The sequence below is a fragment of the Arenibacter algicola genome (genome assembly GCF_018860365.1).
Taxonomy (GTDB): domain Bacteria; phylum Bacteroidota; class Bacteroidia; order Flavobacteriales; family Flavobacteriaceae; genus Arenibacter; species Arenibacter algicola_B.
The window spans coordinates 94,187-116,646 of record NZ_JAHKPO010000007.1; the positions used below are offsets into that span (position 1 = coordinate 94,187).

Consider the following 22,460-nt stretch of genomic DNA (forward strand, 5'->3'; position numbering starts at 1 on the left):
CAGTTATCCCTAAGAAATAATCTTGAATTTTCGCTTTTTAAAATAGGCTATAGTACTAATTATGACAATTGAAACAACCACAATGTATACCCATTGGGGTATGGGGACCGGATCTCCTGTGGCATAGGAATGTAGTCCGGACAGGTAATAATTTACTCCATAGTAGGTCATAATTACGGAGGCCATTCCAAAAATTGTAGCTAAATTATACGCAAAGAGCCCAGTTAATTTAGGTATGATTCTCATATGTAAAATAAATGCATAAACCAGTATTGTTACCAATGCCCAGGTTTCTTTAGCATCCCATCCCCAGTATCGTCCCCATGATTCGTTGGCCCAAACGCCACCCAAATAGGTGCCAATACTCACCATGAACAAACCGCCAACCAAGGTCAGCTCACTAATGTAGGTCATTTCTTGTACGATGCGCTTTATTCTTATTTTATTGGACTCCCTTAGGAATATCATCAATATTAAATTGATCAATCCAATAATTGCGCCCAGCATCAGGAATCCGTAACTACCGGCCTCCAAGGATACGTGTATAGTTAGCCAATAAGATTTTAAAACGGGAACCAAAGGGGTAATCTCGGGATCCAGAAAACTCAGGGTAGAAACAAAAAGTATGGTCGCAGCAAGCACCATTGTTGCTGCCAAACCACCAAACGATTTTCTGGTAAAAAGTATTCCGGCCAAGGTTGAGGTCCAGGCAATATATATCATGGATTCATAACCATTGCTCCAAGGGGCCCGGCCCGAAACGTACCATCTCAATCCAAGGCCAATGGTATGAAGGACAAAGCCTAAAACGATTAAAGAAAATAAAACGAGATATATTTTTTTTAATTGAATGTTCGGTTTGAAAACGGATAGGAACAAAAAGAACAATAGCGCAATCCCCAATATGATATACAAGCCTGCCAAACGTGTAAATACATTCATTTTATTGAGTAGTATTTCGGCTTTAATTTTTGTTGTGGATGGTAAAACAGCACCTCCATTTTTATTTTGGTACTCCTTTAACTCTTGTAAAAGATGTCCAGCTTGGGAGTAGTCGTTGGTTGTAACTGCTTTTTGTAGTGCAGCGGTGTAGGCACTAAAAAATTTGTCGGCCACGCTGTCGTGATTATGACCGTCATGATTGGAATGTGCATGGGAAGAAGTTGAAACCCAAGTATTGTTGGGGTCATTTGGGATGGGGACCAATTTAAGAAGACTGCCGGAAAATACCATGCTCAGGATATTGACCTTTTCATCTATTTTTAAAAGCTCCTTTTCATAGACTCCCCGATCTATGTTATCCAAACCATATACCCTCCTCACTTCATCATGCAGCTTGTATTCCCCATTGGTGGCAAAAAAATCTTTATAGGATGCGTATTTCCCACCAACGCTTAATTTCTTTTTAATGTCATTGTGCTCTCCCAATTTTAATACCGGCGCCCCATACCATTCCTGTTTGTTTATGAACATACTCAGAATAATCTGATCGGCGCTCAGCCCAAACAGGCTTTCCTTTCTGGCCAATTTCCGCATTATTTCACGTGAGAGGGTATGCATAGGTTTCATTCGGCCTTTAAAATCCTGAACGGCAAGTTTGCTAAAGGCATCAGCGTGTTCAATATTTACGGCGTGAGCTGCATAAGCTTTGTTTTCTGTTGATTGGGCAAATGAAAATGTAGAAGTTAAAAACAGGGCTATTACAAAAGTGGCGCTCTTGGCCCTTAATTTTTTAATTTTTTGGCTTACTTGATAAAATCGCGTTTTCCTACTGAAAAGCGTCCAAATCATTCCAATGGTCAATAGGGCATATCCCAAGTAAGAAATCCATGTGCCCCAAAAATCACTATTTACACTTAAATAGGTGCCCTTTTCATCCTTGTCAAAAGAGGACTGAAAAAACCGAAAGCCGTCGTAGTCAAGAATGTTGTTCATGAAAATTCTATAGTCGAAGGTTTCATTTTTTCTTTTGTCTATTAGGGTAACTTCACTGGCGTAGGAAGAGGCACTATTGGTACCTGGGTATTTTTCTAGGATAAATTCGTTCAACTTTATCTGAAAGGGTAATGTTGTTTCCTTGGATCCATAAGAAATGGATAAGCTTAAATCATCAAAATTCAGCACTTCCGGTCTTCCTTCCATTCCCCTACTTCCGTAAATGTAAACAGGGGTTGTATTACCATTTACAGTAACATCCATCAAAAGTGCGGTAAGGCTTTCGTTTCTCACCTTAGGGTCTTCGGACTCGATTCGCACAACTCCACTTTTGCTAAAGTCGGAAAAAACAAAACTGTTTACCCCATCAGTGTAAAGGGAACGCAGTATTAACGGTCTATAGGATCCAGAGGGATATATTGTGTCCCTCTTTTGAGTTGCCATTACAGTTTGTGTTAAGGTTTTGCTAGAGCTAAATACCAGCGAATCCTTTCGATATATAATGTTTATAGCGTCGGCTAAAGGTGTTTCCTTGAAGTTGTAAATTACATTGCCTATACGCTTGGTTTGTCCGGCTGTGATAAAATATTCTTCCCGACCATTGGATCCGGCAATAACAATTTTTAATGTTGGTTTTCCTTCAATGCTTTCGCTCAGCACTTGTTTGGGGTTGGCAATAAACTCCTTTACTTTGAAATCTATCAATGCGTTGTCTACCAAATAGGATTCATGCCAAGCGTTGTTGCCCAAGGCTGCAAATAGTACAGGCTCATCAAAATTGTAGGTCTGATTGTTTTTGTTTACTACAAATTTTAAATGAGTATTTGATGATAGGAAAGTATTTGCAGTGTTGTTTTCTCGTATGTGCATTACACCCTCATAACCAAAATACCGCGTAACACCCGCTCCTATCAAAATGATAATTATTGCTCCATGAAATAGAAGAAGGGACCATTTCTTTTGCGGAATCATGCGAAACCTAAAAATATTTGTGATTATGGTTATTCCAAATAAAGCGAGAAGAAGTTCAAACCACCACGATTTAAAAATAAGTTTTTGGGCGGCGCTGGTCCCATAATCATTTTCAATAAAGGTAGCTAGGCCTATGGCGGCTGCAAAAAGAATCAAATAAAGTCCAGCTGCCTTGGTATTGAAGAAAGGAGTGAGCAACTTTTCAATTTTTACAATAACGTTTTTCATTGAATATGTGTCGGGGCATATCAAAGTTAAACTAATTATTTTAAAAATATGGAAACCAATGAGTTGGTCGAACGCCTAACGGATTAAAGTAAAAAAAATCAATGTAACCAATAAATTATCTTTGGGGTAACCTACCTTGGTAAATCCCTAATGCTATGGTCTTAATTGATTATTTGATGTTGTTTTGGGTTGGTCAATGGCTTATTTGCCAACGGTAGAACTGCTTAATAAAATTACCTTGAAGTTTCAGTGAATTGATGAGGTCCTGACCATATTAGGGTCACTTTTTAGGATGGAGATTTAGGCTATATGCCAATAATGTAATTAGCTTTATTTATTAAATAGGGTTGATTTAGGGAATAAAAAGGAAATAAAAAGGGGAAGTGCATAAAGGCATTCTTCCCCTTTAATAATTATTTAATAGGTCCTTCTTTTAACTATTTTGTAGGTAATTAACGCTAAGGCTACAAGTAGACAAAACACAATAGAAATGAAAGGGTTATTGTCTATAAGCTTTACGATTGGGGCTACTATTTCCATAACATATAATGATTTCTGATTATCTAACAATTAGAGCAACTATCAACGATTTTTTTACTTAGATATTTTATCTGTACAAAGGTTGCTCCAAAACTTCTTAAATAAATTGCAAAACACTCCAAAACTTTGTTAAAACTGATTGGAATGCTACTGAAATATAGTTGGTGCAACAATTCCTTGGTAATAGTATGGGCAATTAAAAAGCGCTGAGGTGTTGTCTTGTTGTGCTGTTATCGGCCTCTTTGGAAATACAAAAAAGGGGCATTTAAAACACCCCTTTTTTAATAAATTGGTACTAGGTACTAAAGATTTGCCTTTGTTACTTAAAACACAAACCTCAGGAACAGCTCATTGGTGTTCTTGGCACTAGCCAGTTCACTTCTGGTACTTACCTCATAGGCAAATCCTAGGGTAAGTCGTTTCTGGATACTCAGGTTAACCAGGCCCGCAAAGGCCGAGTCGGTCCTGTAACTTGCCCCCAGTTCAAAGTCGTTGTTAAAGGAGAGCATGGTATTGAAATCGACCGACAACGGTGCCCCGCTTACTTGACGTAACATGGCCGAAGGTTTCAACATTAGGTTGCCGTTGTTGCCAAGGGGCAGATCATAGCCCACTGTGGCGTAAAGGTGGGGCTTGGCCACGGTGGCCGTGGCCGTACCGTTGCTGTTCTCCGCTCTGTCCGTGCTCAGCATCCTGGGCATGGCCAAAGAAAGGAACAGCGCCTCCCGTTTAAAGAGGATTCCCGCCCCTATATTGGGGTTGAAATCGGAGATCGATGTTATGCTGGGATCCGACTGAATATTATAGGTCTCCAGGCCAGCCGTATTTACGGAATAGGAATTACCGCCCGCCTTTAGCCCTAGGTACAGTTCCATTTTTTCTGACAACTGGAGTTTGTAGGAGTAGTCGATTCCAATAAAGGTCTGGCTCTCCACAAAGGTCTTGTCGTTCATTACGGATACCCCAAGGCCGGTCTTTTTTCCCAGTCGGGTGCCAAAGGAGACCACTATGGTCCTTGGCGCCTCTTCCACTCCCGTCCATTGTTGGCGGAAGCTGGAAGTAATGGCCGTCTTCCCCTCTGGGGAGACATAGGCTGGATTATAGGCGTTCATATGGTAACGATAATTGGTCAATAGCCCTTCCTGTTGGGCGAACAAGCTGCCCCCCGCTATAAAAATTAGGCCTAAAATAATTTTATTTAATATCTTCATTTTATTGATTTCTTTTACTGTAAATAATAGTTTGGTTAATGTGAAGTGATATATAGCCATCCGTCCTGGTCTACTTTGCCATCACCCTCATAATCGATCTGGAAGTAATAGGAGCTTGCATCCGGAAGTTTAGCTCCAAGGTCTTTGTAATGGCCATCCCACGTATTCTGGTAGTTCTTGGCCGAGAACACCTCCTTGCCCCAACTGTTAAATACACGAACAATGTTATTGGGGTAGTTCTCTAATCCGTAGATCGTCCAGGTATCGTTTATACCGTCCCCATTGGGAGTAAAGGCCTGGGATATTTTCACCGCATTTTCTTCAACCTCATCAATATCGCCCCCTGAGGTTTCACCGCCCACAGTTTCATCTTCGTCAGCTTCTTTTTGACTATCGGAACAACCTTCTGCATCCACGGTTTCTCCGGCCGGGGTGTCTGAACAATTATCCTCGGTATCGGCAACGCCGTCCCCGTCATCATCGGCATCGGCATTGTTGCCCGTGCCATCCCCATCGGTATCGGTATCCTCATTGGCATCCAATGGGAAAGCGTCCTCGGTATCCGGGGTACCGTCGTTGTCATCATCGGTATCTTCCCCATCTGCAGTACCGTCACCGTCCGTATCCTTTTGGCTATCGGCACATCCGTTGGCATCCACGGCCTCGTCTTCCGGGGAATCCGGGCATTGGTCCTGGGCATCGCTAACCCCGTCAAAATCAGTATCCTTTTGACTGTCCGAACAGCCTTCCGCATCTACTTCTTCTCCTAACGGAGTTTCAGGACAATTATCCTGGTCATCGGCCACGCCGTCACCATCGGTATCTTTTTGACTTGCAGAACAACCTTTTGCGTCAACTATCTCACCCGTTGGTGTAACTGGACACATATCCATAGCATCGTTCACACCATCGTCATCATCATCGGTGTCGGCATTATCACCCGTACCATCGCCATCGGTGTCGGTATCCTCGTTTGCATCCAATGGGAAAGCGTCTTCCGCATCCGGGGTACCGTCATTGTCATTATCGGTGTCCGCATTGTCACCCGTACCATCACCATCGGTATCGGTATCTTCATTTTCGTCCAATGGGAAAGCATCTTCCGAATCCGGGGTGCCATCATTATCGGTATCTTTTTGGGAATCGGAACAGCCATTGGCATCTACGGTTTCACCTGCAGGGGTGTCTGCACAGTTATCCATATCATCTGACACACCGTCTTCATCCGAATCGACAATGATACAGCTTAGACCAGCATCTGTAATCGTCCAACCATAGGTGTCAATTAAAGATTGTCTTGCTGTTGCTCCTTCACAGTAGATACTATTACCGCCTTCGAATGTGATTCCTGTTGGTATTTGTGTTTCCCCTGCGGCTGTATCTAAAGTGTTCCAGCCTATTAAGGTGTTGTCGTAATTCTCCTGTGATAAGCTAGTGGCATCGAACATTTCCTCCATATTCGTTACATTACTAATATCCCAACTACCTAAATCTTGGTCAAAAGCGGTTGTCCCTTGAAACAATCTGGACATATTCGTTACATTGCTTACATCCCAACCACTGATGTCTTGATCAAAAGCTACAGCATTAGAAAACAAACCACGCATGTTAGTCGCATTACTAACATCCCAACCACTAATATTTTGGTTAAAAACAGTTGTTCGTGAGAACATATAATTCATCTCAGAAACATTACCGACATCCCAATCGCTAATATCTTGATTAAAAGCATCAGTGCTATAAAACATAGACGACATATCGGTCACGTTGCTCACATTCCAACCACTAATATCTCCATTAAATTTAGTAGCCCTATTGAACATGGATTCCATGTTAGTTACATTACTTACATCCCAGCCGTCAATATTTTGTTTAAATCCTGATGCCTCTTGAAACATATAACTCATATTGGTCACATTGCTCACTTCCCAACCGCTGATATCTTGGTCAAAATTTGAAGCACCGCTGAACATAGATTCCATATTGGTTACACTGCTTACATTCCATCCAGCAATATTTTGATTAAAAGCTGTTGCATTAGAAAACATAAAAGCCATATCGGGCACATTGCTCATTTCCCAACCGCTAATATCCTGATTAAAAACTGCTGCCTCATTAAACATGGCACGCATATTATTCACATTACTTACATTCCATCTACCAATGTCTTGATTAAAAGCTGTTGCTCCGTTAAACATAGCAGGCATGTTGGTTACATTGCTTACATCCCAATCACTGATATCCTGATTAAAAACTGTTGCATTTTGGAACATATAACCCATATCGGTCACATTGCTCACATCCCAATCACTGATATCTCCATTAAATTTAGAGGCGTAGGAGAACATACTATTCATATTATTAACCAAAGAAAGATCTGGCACATCATTGGCATTATATTCTAAATTTGAACAATTTATAAAACTACCGGACATACTTTTCCATTGTTGCGTTCCCCATTGTTCTATGGATACTATTTCTTGTGACCCGTTAGTTTTCGCGAAATTAATTTGTGGGAAGGTACCCGTAATAGTTACAGTATAAATGCCCTGTTCAGCATAAGTATGACTTACATCACCATTATAAGTTGTATTATCCTCAGAACCATCACCCCAGTCTACTGTATAATTATAATAAAACGATGAGCTTGTAGGAATTGTAATCGATTGGTTCGGGTTATCCGTTTTCCAAGTGGTAATAAAAGGTAAAGAACAATCCTCGCCACCATCGGTAATGGTCCAGCCATGCGTAACTTCTAAATTTTGTCTTGCAGTTGCTCCTGAACAATATATACTATTACCACCATTAAAAGTAATATCTGTTGGTATTTGGGTCTCTCCTGCAGCGGTATCCAATGTGTTCCAGCCAATTAGGGTGTCGTCATAATTTGCAGTGGAAAGTCCTGCATTATTGAACATATCGTACATCCCGGTAACTTGGCCAATATCCCAAGTACTTAAATCCTGATCAAAAGAAGTTGCTCCTTGAAACATTCCTTGACCTATTCGAAACCCTGGTGGCATCATAGATTCCTCTACAGACCCCATATTTAAAACATTACTAACATCCCAACCACTTATGTCCTGGTTAAAGGCTGTTGCGTCCGCAAACATGCCACCCATTCCTAATACATGACTTACATCCCAATTGCCAATATTTTGGTTAAAAGCAGTTGCTCCTTCAAACATTCCCCTAGATGCCATTGCCATCCCCATGTATGGATCTAAATAAGTCCCCATAATTGTTACGTTACTTACATCCCAATTACCGATATCCTGGTTAAAGGAAATAGCATCTGCGAACATACCGGACATATCCTCTACTTTCGAGACATCCCAATTTCCGATATCTTGATTAAAACTGTTTGCACCATTAAACATATCTTCCATTTCTTCAACATTCGCTACATCCCAATTACCTATATCTTGGTTAAATTCATAAGCGTGTGTAAACATGTTGGACATGTTGGTAACATTACTGACGTTCCAGCTGCTAATATTTCCATCAAAAACGATAGCAGAATGAAACATAGTTTGCATATTAGTCACCTGGGATACATCCCAACCATTGAGGTCCTGATTAAAAGCAGAGGCCCCAGTAAACATTCTGTACATATTGGTCACATTGCCCACATTCCAAGAACTTATATCCCCATTAAAGGCTTTGGCCTGACTAAACATACTGCTCATATCGGTTACCTGAGAAAGATTAGGAACATCAATCGCATTGACCTGAACATTGGAGCAGTAATAAAAACTCTGTTCCATAGATTGCCAAATTTGGTCTCCCCATTGTTCTACAGAAAGTATCTTGTCATGATCTGAGTAATAAATGAATTTTAAATGCGGAAAATCCCCGCTGATACTTACCATATAAGTGCCTGCAGTTGCATAGGTATGGGTGGCATCACCCGTATACACGTTAGTATCGGTACTGCCATCGCCCCAATCTACAGTATAGGCAAAAGTGCCATTACCGGTAGGAATGGTAATTTGGTTGTCATTGGATTCTCCATCATTATCCGTTTTCCAGGTGGTGATGAACTCATCTTGTGCCTGCAGAAAGCCGAAGCTTAACAAAGCTAATAGGATAAGCAGGGGGTTTTTAAGATTCTTTTTCATAAAATAATTAATTGGTTTTGGATTAATCTGTACATACTGTATTGATTATACATTTTACTTAGAAAAACACTCATGTTATTTTCGCTCGATTTAGAACGGAGCATAAAAGAGAATGATATATATGGGACTTGGCGAATATGTGCCAACATCCGATTTGGACCCAAAAATCAACCTATAAAAGGAAAGAAAAGAAAGAGGTTTCTTACAATTCAAAACATTGTAAACAAGTAATTTAAATGCCTTTACAACCACTTGTAAAAAAGCAATACTTTGATAAAACCTTGCATTAAATATTCACCCATAAATATGTGTCCAAATCGGATTTGGATACATAAAAATGTAAATGAGCGTCAAAAATAGACAGGTTAACGGGGTTATTTTACACTCTAGACTCCGAAGGTCTTGGTGATAATTTTATTAATTGGGCAATGAGGTCTCGACTGCGCTCGCCCTGACAAACCTCGACTGCGCACGACCTGACAGACCCAAACCAAGCCCGACCTGATAAACCCCCACAGTAGCACGTTTGAAAAACCTTCTACAGGCATATCCCAAACACATTTATTACCAAAAAGATGAGCAAGGGCTTTTATCGACTATTAGAGCTAAATTCGGTTACGTTCAGGGTGGTAACTTTTTTAAAAGTCTTACTAAAAGAACTTCTATTGGCAAAGCCACATTGCTGTGCAAGGGCTTCCATGGTATTCCTATCAAGGTAGCCGAGATTGATCAATGCTTTGGCGTTATCTATGCGTACTTTGTTCCTGTAGGCTGAAAAGCTATGACCATGGTGCTGGTTCAGGAAATAGGATAAATGGTGTGGGGGAATTTCCATGGCCTTGGCGCATTGGGTAAGATCAAAATCCTTATTTAAAAACAGGCCTTCTTTTTGTAACTCTTTCAGTTTCTCATCTAAGGCGTCAACATCCAACCCAAATTTAAAATCCTCATCTTTTTTTAAAGATGGGTCTATGGCCGATTTATTTTTTTTGGTTCTTGGGTAGCCTTGTAAGATGGAGGGAAAATAAATGGGTATTATACCTATGGCAAATAGCACTACATAAAATACAAAGTTGACGGCTCGTAAAATTGGTCCGGTAGAACCTAAGAAATTAACCTTCAACAATTTTTCAAATGCGAACATTGTCGCCAATAAGGACATTATTAGAAATAAGACAAATAAAGAAATCGTCCAGAAAATTAATTTTCTATCTTTCTCTTTATACAAGTTTCGAATAAAATTAATCATTAAAGGCAATAAGCTGAGCAGTGACAAAAATTGCCATAAAAAACGCATGGCATAATGTTGGTTTATATTAAAAATTCCATACTGGACAGCAAGTCTTTCCCCTGGTTTTAAATTCGCATTATTAATGATGGTGTCATATACCTCCTGCGGCTTGGAATAAACATTCAACACATCAATAAAACCAATGATAAAGGGGGCAAATAAAATTAGATACCTCCAACGCCAAACAAAATCATCTTTGATAAGACTTACAAAATAAAAAAATATAGGTACGGCTATTAAATTATAAATGGGCAAGGGCCAAACATAAAACCAACGGAACTTTAAAAGTAGTCCGGATTCAATAATGTAGGTTTGAAATGTATAAATAGAGAATATGATATAAAATGCCCCTAAGAAGAAAGCGGAATTTCTATTAACGGATTTTCTGGTAAAAAATGAAATTGCCAATACCAACCCGAAAACAGCTAAGATTAAGAAAAAATTTTGCAAAATGTAAGGTATTACTTGTGTATTACAGTATTGGGCAAATTTAATTCTTTAAACCAAAAATAGACAATAAGTAGAATAGAATTAAGGATAAAAAACAATTTAATACCAATGGATTCTTTATAATTCGGTTTCTAATGGAACCCTGTATTTATCTCCAATTCCGTTATAAACCTTCCTTAAATTTGCTTTGACCCCAAAAAAACATACCAAATCAATCTATGTGTTGACCACTTCTATCAATTTTGTGCCAACGGGCAATAGCCTTCTTCCAATTTTTGGGCATCTGTTAAAACTAAATTGAAGCGGCTAAAGATGTTATTGGAAATGTTGGATAAAACTAATTCAGCCCTTAATGACCAGTTATTTTTGGTTTTTAAAAGAAGGGGAGTAAAAACCAATTGTCTCCAGATCTTTGTCTTTGGACCAGTTTTTAGTTTTAGGGACTTTACCCTAGGGTTGTTGGAATACCTGAATAGGGATTACTAATTGAGCAACCTATTTCCTTTGTCCTTTTTCATGACTTTGGAAACCAATTTAAATAGGCGCGATTTAAGTTCCCTGTATTGAACAGAGTACCTCGCCATTTCAGAATTCAATTCCCAATGGGTTTCCGTATATGCTTTTTCCATTTTCAACTGATCTATTTGATCCAGCATTATTTCCAATTGGTTCTCATGGGCTTGGACTTTTTTCATCAGTACGATTACCTCTTTTTCGGCAGTGGCGATGGCTCCTATGATTTCCTTACTTTCGTTGAACACGGCCGTATCCGTCAACTGTAAGGTGTATGATTTTACCAAATCATTTAAGAACAGTTGTTCATCCCTAATAAATTTTAATTCCGACATCCATTTTAGACTAGCCTCGTGCATTTCGTTGGGGTCCAGCCATTCAATCATTCTCTTTTTATTAATTGCAGCGCTCATAATGTTGTGTTTTAGATTAAATACATGACTCTTTAGGTTTTGATGTTCCCAATATTTGCCAGCTTAATTTGTGATGCCAAAAGCTGGGAATGGATAAAAATGGTCGGTAGTTGTAAATTTTATACCTGCAACCTTAAAGTTAGTAAATTGAAAAGCGCAGGTAAATGATTTTGGTCATTTTTAGGGATTGATCTTAACTTTTTTCTTACTTGTCAATGGACTTCCTTATTACCCGTGTCTTGGAAAGGTTTTGACTGTTATTTTTGTTGGTGATGCACAAGAAGAGAATAAAATATCCTTAACTTTTATATTCTCTTTCTAATCAAGAACTGTGGTTAATTAGTGGAAAATCAATAAATTAGATTGATTTTGAGCAGTATTAACAAATTCTTACCGTTTCATATTTTAGGGCAAAGGGTAAGTATTTTTAATTTTGGCGTACTAATGATAAAAAATCCCAAGTAATAAGTAATGGGTATTATTTGGAATACTTAAATCAACAACAGGATGAAATACCTTTCAAGATTTAAATTTCTCCCCTTTTACGCTATTTCCTTACTTCCGATGTGGGCTCTATATAGGGTCTCGGATTTAATGTATTTTTTAGTATATCACGTTGTTGGCTACCGAAAAAAGGTTGTATTCAATAACTTAAGGAATTCTTTTCCCTCTAAGAATGATGATGAAATAAAACAAATAGCCAAAGATTTTTACAGGCATTTCTGCGATATTGTTTTGGAATCCTTTAAAAGGTTGACAATAGGGGAGAAGGCTATAAAAAAACGTTTGCTCATTAAGAACCCGGAGTTGATCCAGCAATATGTGAATGAGGATAGAAGTATTCTCATGTATACAGGTCATCAGGGCAATTGGGAATGGTTGGTTTTTTTGCCATTGATGTTTCCCTATAGTTCAAATACGTTTTACAAACCTATCAAAAACAAATATTTTGAGGAGTTGTTCAAAAATATGCGGGAAAGGTTTGGTGTAAATTGTGTGGAATCGGACAAGGGATTTAGGACCATTATAGACAATCATCAAAGGAAGGTGCTTACCTTAAATTGTATGATCGGCGATCAAAGTCCAACTAAAAAGAGTTCCAAATACTGGTATAATTTTTTAAATCAGGAAACCGCCTTTTTTGTCGGTGCCGATAAAATTGCCAAAAAAACAGATCAGGTAGTTCTTTTTCCGTTCTTCAAAAAACTAAAAAGGGGTTATTATGAATTGGAATTTCGAATTATAGAGGATCACCCACAAATAAGAAACAATTTTGAAATTTTGGAGAAATACGCCCAACAATTGGAACAGGCCATTGTTAGTGCACCCGAGTTGTGGTTGTGGAGCCATAGACGATGGAAGTTGAAAAGGGAGGACTTTCCGGTTGTAGATAAATTGGAATATGTTACTAAATAAAGAAGGTGTACAGCCCTTGGATAGACCTCCTAATTACAAATTGAAGTTTTATTAAAAAATTATTGTTATTCGTACATATCATCTAAATCGGCATGGTGCAGCTCTACAAAAAAATCTGCAATACCGTCTGTCACTGCCCTAAAGTAGTTTGCTCCATTTTCCGGGCTGGCCATTTTAGGATTTCCTACACCAGTATCCTTTGTTACCGCAGTCCATTTACGTTGAGCGGAAACCCAACCCTCTTTTAATCCATTTATTTTGAAAGTTTTGGCGTTTCCATCTCCAGCTTGGTCCAAAGGCAATACCAAATCTGGGGTTAAGTGCATTACTACGGCTGTTTCCAATTCCCCGGCATGATCGCCTGGTTCGGTAAAAAATTGGGACCCATCTTTTACCTGCCACCAATTTAGGGAGCAAACAAAGACAGTGGGATATATTATGCTCAGTTCTCTAATAATCTGCTTGAAATTATTGCCTCCGTGTCCGTTTACGATAACTAATTTGTGAATACTATTGGCTTCCAGGACCTGAACCAAATCTTTTAATACTGCCATTTGAGTACTTGGATTCATGTTTATACACAGATCAACATCCATTTGTCCAGTATTGACCCCAAAAGGAATATTGGGCAGGACTATTACCTTCGCCTCTTTGGACCAGGCCTTTTTAGCAGCTTCAATGGCAGCATTTTCAGCTAAGATATTATCAGTTCCATAGGGTAAATGGTAGTTGTGGGCCTCAGTAGCACCCCATGGCAATATGGCCACAGTATATTCCTCTGTCTTTACATTTTTCCAATTGGTTTCGGCAAGTACGTAGGGTCTTGGATCAGACTTCATAATAAGGTTACTAAAGGTTTGATGAGTATTTTAACATTGAACTTATTGCTTTATTTTCCGGAATATAATTTTGGAAAGAACTTGCCTTCCATTTTATTGCCTTTGGGTACTCTGGGAACTCCTGCCAAAAGTTCATCGTCCGTATTGCTAACCGTGCCATCGGCAAACACATTAAGTACGAACGCCCGCCTACTTCTTTCCGACTTGTTTTCATAGGAGCCGTGTACCATAAGTGGATGATGAAATGTTGCATAGCCTTTTTTTAATTCGATGGGGGTGGGCTTAAATTGCTCTTTTTGTTCCGGGCTAAGATATTTCATTAGCCCGTCCATATCACCTGCCAATGAAGGCGCATCCAAAAGACCCCATTTATGGCTTTTGGGGATATAGTGAAGGCAGCCATTTTCTGTGGTGGCATCATCCAATCCCGTCCAGCAGGTAAGGTGTTGCATGGCTATTGTCCTGGTCCAATAGGAGTAGTCTTGGTGCCAAGCTACTACACCACCGTGAAGAGCAGGTTTACAGAATAATTGGTCGTGCCAAAACCTAACTGATTTGTTTTCCAATAATTGATGTGCGGCCATAGTAAAAGCTGGATTCCACAATACATCATGAAACCCGGGGGTTATCCGCCAATGTCCTAGGGAATGGAATAAAACTGAGTTTGGGTCTTGGGATTCGTTACTGTGAAATTCATAGAACAAATCATGTGCAGGATGATCTGGATCCATTATTTCTGCCAATTCCCGGTTTAACAAATCTACCTGCCATTCTTCCAAAAGTTTTATGCCGGAAACATAGCCGAATTCGTGAAAGTGGGCCAGCTGTTCATCGGATAATTTGTATTGTTCCCATTCCTCAGCTGTTTTGGGCTGTTGAAACATATCCGAGACAGGACTATGCCTATCTGCTAAATCTTTTATTGCTGACATAAATACGGATTTTAAATGTTATTTATTCGGTTTTTTGTATGTGTCTTTTCCATCGGTCAACCAATTCAATGAAAAGCTTACAAAGGCATTTTCGGTATGGTCGTCCTTTTCAAAAAACAGACCAATATCGCCATTGTCCATAATGGTCATAGAGGAATAGGCGGAATCACCCTCATAAATCGTTTTACCCTCGGACCAGGTTTTGCCCTCGTCATAACTTATTCTAACAGTCATGTTAACACGATCTTTATCACTTTTGGCATTGGAGAATAACAATCTATTTTTGTTATAACCATCTGCCTTGGCAGTAAAGCGAATAATACTGGCGTTGCATCCGGGATCGATCAAAAAAGGTTCCTCAATTGTTTTCCAGGATTTGCCTTCGTCCTGGGACCTGTGGATATGGCGAATACCAGTGTTGTTTGACCTTGAATTTACCATCCAGCTGCCATCAGCAAGTTCCACTATTTTGGATTCATCTGCGGGGAAAAGTGGGGTATCTCTAAAAAACCAAGTTTTACCATGGTCATTACTGCCAAAAACACGTAGCCCGTTATTTAGATTTACCATGCAGTGGAGAAGGGCACCAGATCTGGTCTGTATGCCACGACCGGAGGTGATAAACTTAAAATCGTTGTGCCATTCCTCTTTCGTAATTTGAGGGGTAATATCTTCCGGCTGGCTCCAGGTCTTTCCGTTGTCCTTACTCTTTATAACATGTAAGTAATATACGTCTTTCTCATTGTTCAAATCCATAAAATTGTAAAACAGAAATATTTCCTTGGTGATATTGTCCACGATCATAGAGGGGTCGGAAGCTGATTTTCCTGGTGGGAAATCTACTATTTTTTCTATTTCCGACCAGGTTTTACCGTTATCGGAACTTCTTCGAATCACAATATTGATATCCTTGCTCCATTTTAAATCGCCACAGGATGGTACCCGTTCATCAATGGCCGCAATAAGGTCGCCGTTGGCAGCGGTGGCCAAGGCAGGAATACGGTAGCAAGAGACATTGGGGTTATTGGAGGAGTTAAATAAATCCAGGTAATTTAATACTCCGTCTGCAATTTGGAAGTTTTTGTTCTGCCCAAATAAAGTAGCGACCATAAGAAGGAATATAATAGTGGATGTTTTTTTCATGAGTGGAATCACTTTTTTTCGTGCAATATTAAATGGCTAAATAAATTATCATTTAAAGATATTTTGAAAATATCACATTTGCTAATAAGGTTATTGCATATTCGTTTTTTTAAGTTCTCTGGGTAGATCAAAGGTTCTTCATAGGGTCTGCGCATACGGGTTTGTTTAAAAATCAGTTTCCCCACAACCTTTTTTGCTGCTTTTACAACAAAAATGTGGTCTGTTTTAAGGAAGACCCTAGATTTATGCCAACCAACAAAAACCAACATTTATGAAAAAAGTACTTGCAACCTTTGTTTTGGCACTTTTAAGTCTAGGCTTGTATGCCCAACAAGGAATGAAACTAGGAATCCATGGCGGTCTGCCATTGGATGAATTCCAGGATCAACTTAGCCTAGTTGCGGGAGTGGACCTTGGGTATCGCTGGGGTCTAAGCGAAATTGTAGACCTAGGGGTAATGGTAGGTTTCGTAAATGGATTTCCGGAGAAATATGATAGGGACCTCTTTGCCGAGGATCTGCCCAACATCCAATTTGTGCCCCTCGCCGCTTCGGTCAGATTTTGGACATCCAATTCGTTCTCTATTGGGGGAGATGTTGGTCAGGCTATAGGAATTAACGACGGCAATGACGGCGGATTATATTATAGGCCAACCATAGGTTATTTAATGGGGGCCCAGACAGAAGTGAATATTTCCTATACCGGGATAGCGTTGGATGGTGCTACTTGGTCCACCCTTACCCTAGGGGTGCTATACACTTTCGATTTTTAAAAGGCTTGTCTTAATAGGTAGGTCAAGGGGGTCAATATTCATTCTGAATACCTTATTGGTTATCCACTAGGGGTATTGTTTTGCCCAGATACTAAATAGAATTATTCCCCAATGCTCCCACTCAATTGGTTTGAGCCTTTTTACATTTCACCAAAACAACATGGTCAATACACTATAATGTTAAGTTAGGGTTACCGTGCCAAAAAAGTGAATACAAGTTACCGCAAAGGAATTGCAACCAGCCTGCTTCTTTGGGAAACATCACCATAAGAGCCCTAGAATGAACCACATGTGGTAAAAATTTAAATTTTTGACCGTATCTACTGTGCAAATCCATTTCTTTCCAATACCTATATATGTTGATTTTAAAAATGTTCTTGCAACAAAACCAGGCCGTTGTTATTAAAACGTAAAGCCAAGGTAAAATCATAAAACAGCTTCATTTTCGTACTTGCATTTATATAGTTTTGCCCCGATTAACCAAATAGCAATAATTAATCGGTAAAGATTTTTTGGGTCTTTTGTGTTTGGCTATTGTGAATTACTTTTTCTAGGTTAGAAAGGAAGAAGATCAAAAATGCAGCAATAGTTTGGAAATTTACTTTGTACTTGGATTCGAGGCCTTGATTAGAAGGACTAACCGGTACGGAAATTGTATCTGGGAATATGGTAATCATAACTGTAAGAAATTTCTGCCCAACTAGCAACATGCAAACCTTTGCATTGCTTTTGAAGCCTTAAAAATTCCGATATCGTTAATTTAGTGTTAAATTGGTTATGACAAAACTAATTTAAACCGTAAAAATATGAAGAAACTGAAATTTCTGATGTTTGTCTTTGCGATAAGCACAGCTATGACATCATGGGCACAGACTACCGTTAGTGGTACGGTGTCCGATGAGCAAAATGTTCCTTTGCCAGGAGCCACAGTGCTGGAAAAAGGAACTAAGAATGGAACAACGACAGACTTTGATGGTAATTTTACCATACAAGTGTCGGATGCAAACGCAGTACTTGCGGTGTCTTTTTTAGGATATGCTACCAATGAGATTCCTCTAAACGGGCAAACCAATGTGAGTGTAGCCTTGCAGGAAGACTCATCATTGTTGGACGAAGTAGTAGTAGTAGGTTACGGCGTTCAAAAGAAATCTGACGTAACCGGATCTATCGCTTCCGTTAAAAGTGAAGATTTTAATAAAGGAGTAGTGGCCAATCCCGGTCAGCTTTTGCAAGGTAAAGTCTCGGGTGTCAATGTAACTTCCGTAAGTGGGGAGCCCGGGGCATCACAGAACATTATTATCCGTGGATTGGGAAGTTTGCGATCAGGGACTACACCACTATTTGTCATAGATGGCTTTGTAATAGATAATAGTGGTACAGGAGTTGCCTCAAATCCACTAAACTTCATCAATCCTCAGGATATTGCCTCAATGGATGTTTTAAAAGATGCTTCGGCTGCTGCCATTTACGGAGCACGGGCCGCCAATGGAGTTATCGTTATTACGACTAAAAAAGGAAGGGATGGTAAATCTGAAATGAACTTATCCGTTTCTACAGCAATGGCCACCTTGAGCAATAAAATGGACGTCTTCAGTGCCGATGAATTTAGACAGCAGGTTCCTGCTGTAGGAGGAGTTTTATTGGATGGAGGTGCCAATACGGATTGGCAGGATGAATTAACTAGAACAGCCATTTCAAAGAATGTTAACTTTGCCATGAGTGGTGGGGCTGCAGATAAGTTTTCCTATTATGTCTCCACTGGGGTAGACGATCAAAAAGGGATTTTTAATACCAGTTCCTTAAAACGATACTCAGGAAGGGTTAATCTGACCCAGAAAGCACTGGACGGACGTTTTAATGTTGACTTAAATCTAACGGCTTCAAGAACAGTGAATGATAGGCCTAATATAGGTGATATGACGGTGGATATGCTTCAGTTGAACCCTACTATACCTGTTTATACAAATGGAGAGCCTACCTTGTTCGATGACAGATTAAATCCCATTGTCCGTAACCAGATTTATAGTGATGTTTCCAATAGTAACCGTATCTTGGCCAATATTGCTCCTTCCTTGGAAATTTTCGATGGGCTGACGTATAGGGCCAATCTCGGGGTAGATTACTCGGCAACGGATAGGGATGTTCAGACAAATCCGTATCCTATATTGGAAAGTTTGGTAGAGGGTACGCTTAGCTCATATTACACCAACAATAGGAACTCGCTGATAGAGAACACCTTAACTTACACCTATAATGAAGGTGTTCATAATTTTACCTTGTTGGCAGGACATTCCTATCAAGAAATTTATGTTCAGCAAAAACGATTCGATCTTAGAGGCTTCGCTACGAATGATATAGATCCTAAATTTCAGGATCAGATTAGTAGCCAGGAGAACCCAACGAGCCTGAACAGTTATGCATATAAGAATGAACTTCAGTCTTTCTTTGGTAGGCTTAATTATGGCTATGCGGACAAATATCTGTTAACAGCTACCATGCGTGCCGATGGTTCTTCAAAATTTGGTGCCAACAACAAATATGGATATTTCCCATCTGTAGCATTGGGCTGGAATATTAGCAAGGAAGATATACTGGCGGATAGCGATGTTGTCAACAATTTAAAGCTTCGTGCTAGTTGGGGACAAACGGGTAACCAGGAAGGAATTGATAATAAAGTAAGTCTGGCAAGTTATATAGACAGTAAGGCGGATAATGATACCTACCCTCTTGATCCAAATGCTAGTACCATAGATGATTATCCTTTTGGTACGGTTCCAGCCCGAACGGCCAACCCTGATCTTAAATGGGAAGTTTCTACACAGACTAACATTGGATTGGATTTTGGTTTTTTCAATAGTAAGTTGACCGGTACCTTGGATTATTTTCACAAAGTTACCAGTGATGTGGTACTGTTGGCCAATAGAATAGACCCCATACAGCCTACACCAAAAATCTGGACCAACATTCCGGATATGGAAATTATAAATTCCGGAATTGAATTTGCCTTGGATTATAGAATAATGCTCGCGGAGGATTTTATGTTTAATTTGGGAGGTAATATGAGTTTTACGGACAATACAGTTGAAAACTCCCAATTTGAGGTGATTACTACTGGTGCTGCCCAAGGAGCAGGGCAAACAGGAGCCACTATTAATGGGTATCTCAACAACGAACCTGTAGGTGCGTTCTATATGAAAGAATTTATGGGTATTGGTTCTGATGGCCTAAATCAATACAGGGATGTTAACGGTGATGGAGAAATTTTGGATAATGACCGTATAGTGGTGGGGAGTGCCCTCCCGGATTTCATCTATGCTTTCTATTTTAAATTCAACTATAAAGATTTTGACCTTGGCCTTAACTTTAATGGAGTTTCTGGCAACAAAATCTATAACCACACGGCCATGTCCCTATTTTCAAAAGGACAGTTGAGTAGAAATTTGAACGCCACGGATTTTGCAGTAGAATTCGCAAACGAGGACAACAGCAACTCTAATGAAGTGTCTACCCGCTATTTAGAGGATGGTAGTTTCCTTCGCTTAAACAATGCAACCTTAGGGTATAACTTAAAACCGCAAAAACTTGGTTTAGGAGATTTGATAAGTAATGTCCGTTTTACATTAACAGGCCAGAACTTATTTGTGGTTACTGATTATTCCGGATTTGATCCCGAGATCAACACCGGAAGTACTATAGACGGTATTCAAACTTTTGGGATAGACCGCTTCACTTACCCATCTCCAAGAACATTGCTTTTTGGCTTAAACGTATCATTCTAATAAAAAAAATGCTTAGTAATGAAAAATAAACTTATAATAACAATATTGGTGTATTGTTCCTTGTTGAACTGGAACTGTACGGACCTAAAAGAGGAATTATTCGATGAAACCCTTACGGGTGCACAAGCCGAAGTAATTAGTGGAGCCATTGCACCTGCCTACGGTTATGTTTCATGGACATGGAGACATACCAATTACTACGGACTTCAGCTTATTTCCTCGGATGAGGCCATTCTTCCTTACCGAGGCGGAACCGACTGGTTTGATGGGGGTAAATTTTTGGCCACACATTCGCACACCTACACCCCGAGTAATGATTTGATTTCCAGTAGCTGGAACGAACTTACTACTAATATTTCCAGAACATTGGCGGCCATTGAGGTGTTAACGCCATTGGCGGATGAAGGCAATATGGAAGCCGCTGGAGCCTTGTACGAAATGAAAGCGCTTAGGGCCTACTTAAACTTGTTGATGTTGGATAGTTGGGGAATGGTGTTAAAAAAGGAAGCATCCAATCAACTTTCAGAAGTGTTAAGGACCCAGGACGCCATAGATTATATACAAAATGAATTGTTGTCCGTGGTAGATGTCATTAATACAGATAAAGGACCGGGAAGGATGACACAGGCCGCAGTTTGGGGCTTTTTGGCAAGGTTACACCTCAATGCAGCTGTGTACAGGGATCCTTATGGCACGCCAAACTTTACGGATGCGGATATGGATAAGGTTATCGAGTACACCAATAACATTATCAATTCTGGGGACTTTGCATTGTCGCCTGAATATTTTGACCTTTTCAATGACGATAACAATAGTAACTCCGAGCTCATATTTGCCTTGGATCAACGAGGGGTGTTGAAAAATGAGGAGAGCCGTTGGTCTTATTGGTCTATAGCCGGATCCGTATGGGGAAGATTGGAATATCCTAGCTCCGATGGTACAGATGGTCCCGCAATAACCTCGGATTTTTATCAGACTTGGGTAGAAGCCTATGGTGCTGTGGATCCTGCCGAGGCGGATGCTAGATTCTATCAGCAAAACCAACAGATTCCAGCAGAGTTAATGGATTTAACAGGGCTTTCGCCTTTGAATGATGAAGATCATTATTATTGTGCTGATGTAGCCACTTATGAAATGAACCGCGGTATATTGCGCGGAATACAATGGGGTCCCAGAAAGGATTCCGGTGGTTCGTTTTTTACTTGCGACGGTGGGGTAAGGATCTATCCTGTGAAACAAATAAAAGGAAATGGTCCTGATAGGGATGTAGGTTATGTTAATCATACCGAAGAAATTAATTTTACCAATGAAGGTTCGTTGCACAATACGGGATATCGTGTTTCCAAATATCAATTTAGTAGAACTTCCAACAACGCCAATAATTTTAGCAGTATAGATCTTGTAATGATGCGATTGGGGGAAATATACTTGATGCGCGCAGAAGCAAAATTGAGGAAAAATGATGCTGCTGGAGCCTTAACTGATGTGAACTTTGTGAGGACCTCAAGAACATCGCGCCCAGATCAAACTCCCGAGGCTTTAACTTCTATTGATTTGGATACTATGTTCCGTGAGCGTGGTTTTGAATTGTACTGGGAAGGCTTTAGAAGGGGCGATCAAATACGGTTTGGTAAATACGAGGATTCTTGGACTGAAAAGACAGATTCCGATGTAAACAAGCGATTGTTTCCAATACCACAGAGTGCAGTGGATGCAGCTTCAGGTATTGATGGTTTTCTTCAGCAAAACCCTGGTTATTAGTGAAATAAATTAGAACAGGCTTTAAATTGAGGCGGACAAATATTTGTCCGCCCCAATTCTTTATGGGACTTGGCAGTTCATCTATTTAGTTATAAAAATTAGGATTCAGTGCTCCTTTTTAATAGTGCTTCCATCTATCTTTCT

At 39.7% G+C, this 22,460-nt stretch carries 12 protein-coding genes; 4 read left to right on the forward strand and 8 right to left on the reverse strand.

Annotated features, from left to right (window positions below):
• Positions 1-9 precede the first annotated feature (9 nt).
• The 5 genes from ccsA to KO529_RS07245 all read right to left on the reverse strand — a co-directional run bounded on the left by ccsA (position 10) and on the right by KO529_RS07245 (position 11,674).
• Entirely contained in the window at positions 10-3,135 is a 3,126-nt protein-coding gene (gene ccsA / locus KO529_RS07225; protein WP_215947250.1) for a cytochrome c biogenesis protein, read from the reverse strand.
• Positions 3,136-3,998: 863 nt separating this feature from the next.
• Positions 3,999-4,886, reverse strand: a complete 888-nt coding sequence (locus KO529_RS07230; protein WP_215947251.1) for a PorP/SprF family type IX secretion system membrane protein — start codon at positions 4,884-4,886, stop codon at positions 3,999-4,001.
• Positions 4,887-4,921: 35 nt separating this feature from the next.
• Positions 4,922-9,007 carry a BspA family leucine-rich repeat surface protein gene (locus tag KO529_RS07235; RefSeq protein ID WP_215947252.1) on the reverse strand — a complete coding sequence of 1,362 codons (4,086 nt, stop codon included), beginning with the start codon at positions 9,005-9,007 and terminating at the stop codon, positions 4,922-4,924.
• A 589-nt stretch (positions 9,008-9,596) separates the two neighbouring features.
• Positions 9,597-10,748: a helix-turn-helix domain-containing protein gene (locus tag KO529_RS07240; RefSeq protein WP_215947253.1), complete on the reverse strand. Its 1,152-nt coding sequence runs from the start codon at positions 10,746-10,748 to the stop codon at positions 9,597-9,599.
• A 482-nt stretch (positions 10,749-11,230) separates the two neighbouring features.
• The gene (locus KO529_RS07245; protein ID WP_215947254.1) at positions 11,231-11,674 is read right to left on the reverse strand and encodes a hypothetical protein; all 444 of its coding nucleotides are present in this window, start codon (positions 11,672-11,674) and stop codon (positions 11,231-11,233) included.
• A 507-nt stretch (positions 11,675-12,181) separates the two neighbouring features.
• On the opposite strand from KO529_RS07245, the gene KO529_RS07250 reads away from it, so the two are divergent.
• Entirely contained in the window at positions 12,182-13,090 is a 909-nt protein-coding gene (locus KO529_RS07250) for a lysophospholipid acyltransferase family protein (protein WP_215947255.1), read from the forward strand.
• Between the two features lie 65 nt (positions 13,091-13,155).
• Here the strand turns inward: KO529_RS07250 and KO529_RS07255 are convergent, their stop codons facing one another.
• The 3 genes from KO529_RS07255 to KO529_RS07265 are packed head-to-tail and all read right to left on the reverse strand — an operon-like array spanning position 13,156 to position 16,004.
• The gene (locus KO529_RS07255) at positions 13,156-13,929 is read right to left on the reverse strand and encodes a creatininase family protein (RefSeq protein WP_215947256.1); all 774 of its coding nucleotides are present in this window, start codon (positions 13,927-13,929) and stop codon (positions 13,156-13,158) included.
• A 50-nt stretch (positions 13,930-13,979) separates the two neighbouring features.
• Positions 13,980-14,861, reverse strand: coding sequence for a phytanoyl-CoA dioxygenase family protein (locus tag KO529_RS07260; protein ID WP_215947257.1), 882 nt, complete (start codon positions 14,859-14,861; stop codon positions 13,980-13,982).
• Between the two features lie 18 nt (positions 14,862-14,879).
• A complete protein-coding gene (locus tag KO529_RS07265) occupies positions 14,880-16,004 on the reverse strand; it encodes a sialidase family protein (protein ID WP_215947258.1) in 1,125 nt (374 codons plus the stop codon).
• A gap of 271 nt (positions 16,005-16,275) precedes the next feature.
• On the opposite strand from KO529_RS07265, the gene KO529_RS07270 reads away from it, so the two are divergent.
• From KO529_RS07270 to KO529_RS07280, 3 genes are all read left to right on the forward strand, one after another.
• Complete coding sequence (locus KO529_RS07270; RefSeq protein ID WP_215947259.1) at positions 16,276-16,776, forward strand: hypothetical protein; 501 nt, start codon at positions 16,276-16,278, stop codon at positions 16,774-16,776.
• Positions 16,777-17,582: 806 nt separating this feature from the next.
• Positions 17,583-20,555, forward strand: a complete 2,973-nt coding sequence (locus KO529_RS07275) for a SusC/RagA family TonB-linked outer membrane protein (protein ID WP_215947260.1) — start codon at positions 17,583-17,585, stop codon at positions 20,553-20,555.
• Between the two features lie 18 nt (positions 20,556-20,573).
• A complete protein-coding gene (locus tag KO529_RS07280) occupies positions 20,574-22,316 on the forward strand; it encodes a RagB/SusD family nutrient uptake outer membrane protein (RefSeq protein ID WP_215947261.1) in 1,743 nt (580 codons plus the stop codon).
• Positions 22,317-22,460: the final 144 nt, after the last annotated feature.

What these genes read in the sequence shown, in the direction of transcription:
- ccsA (WP_215947250.1), bottom strand. Translation starts at nt 3,135, where the DNA reads ATGAAAAACGTTATTGTAAAAATTGAAAAGTTGCTCACTCCTTTCTTC.
- KO529_RS07230 (WP_215947251.1), bottom strand. Translation starts at nt 4,886, where the DNA reads ATGAAGATATTAAATAAAATTATTTTAGGCCTAATTTTTATAGCGGGG.
- KO529_RS07235 (WP_215947252.1), bottom strand. Translation starts at nt 9,007, where the DNA reads ATGAAAAAGAATCTTAAAAACCCCCTGCTTATCCTATTAGCTTTGTTA.
- KO529_RS07245 (WP_215947254.1), bottom strand. Translation starts at nt 11,674, where the DNA reads ATGAGCGCTGCAATTAATAAAAAGAGAATGATTGAATGGCTGGACCCC.
- KO529_RS07250 (WP_215947255.1), top strand. Translation starts at nt 12,182, where the DNA reads ATGAAATACCTTTCAAGATTTAAATTTCTCCCCTTTTACGCTATTTCC.
- KO529_RS07255 (WP_215947256.1), bottom strand. Translation starts at nt 13,929, where the DNA reads ATGAAGTCTGATCCAAGACCCTACGTACTTGCCGAAACCAATTGGAAA.
- KO529_RS07260 (WP_215947257.1), bottom strand. Translation starts at nt 14,861, where the DNA reads ATGTCAGCAATAAAAGATTTAGCAGATAGGCATAGTCCTGTCTCGGAT.
- KO529_RS07265 (WP_215947258.1), bottom strand. Translation starts at nt 16,004, where the DNA reads ATGAAAAAAACATCCACTATTATATTCCTTCTTATGGTCGCTACTTTA.
- KO529_RS07270 (WP_215947259.1), top strand. Translation starts at nt 16,276, where the DNA reads ATGAAAAAAGTACTTGCAACCTTTGTTTTGGCACTTTTAAGTCTAGGC.
- KO529_RS07275 (WP_215947260.1), top strand. Translation starts at nt 17,583, where the DNA reads ATGAAGAAACTGAAATTTCTGATGTTTGTCTTTGCGATAAGCACAGCT.
- KO529_RS07280 (WP_215947261.1), top strand. Translation starts at nt 20,574, where the DNA reads ATGAAAAATAAACTTATAATAACAATATTGGTGTATTGTTCCTTGTTG.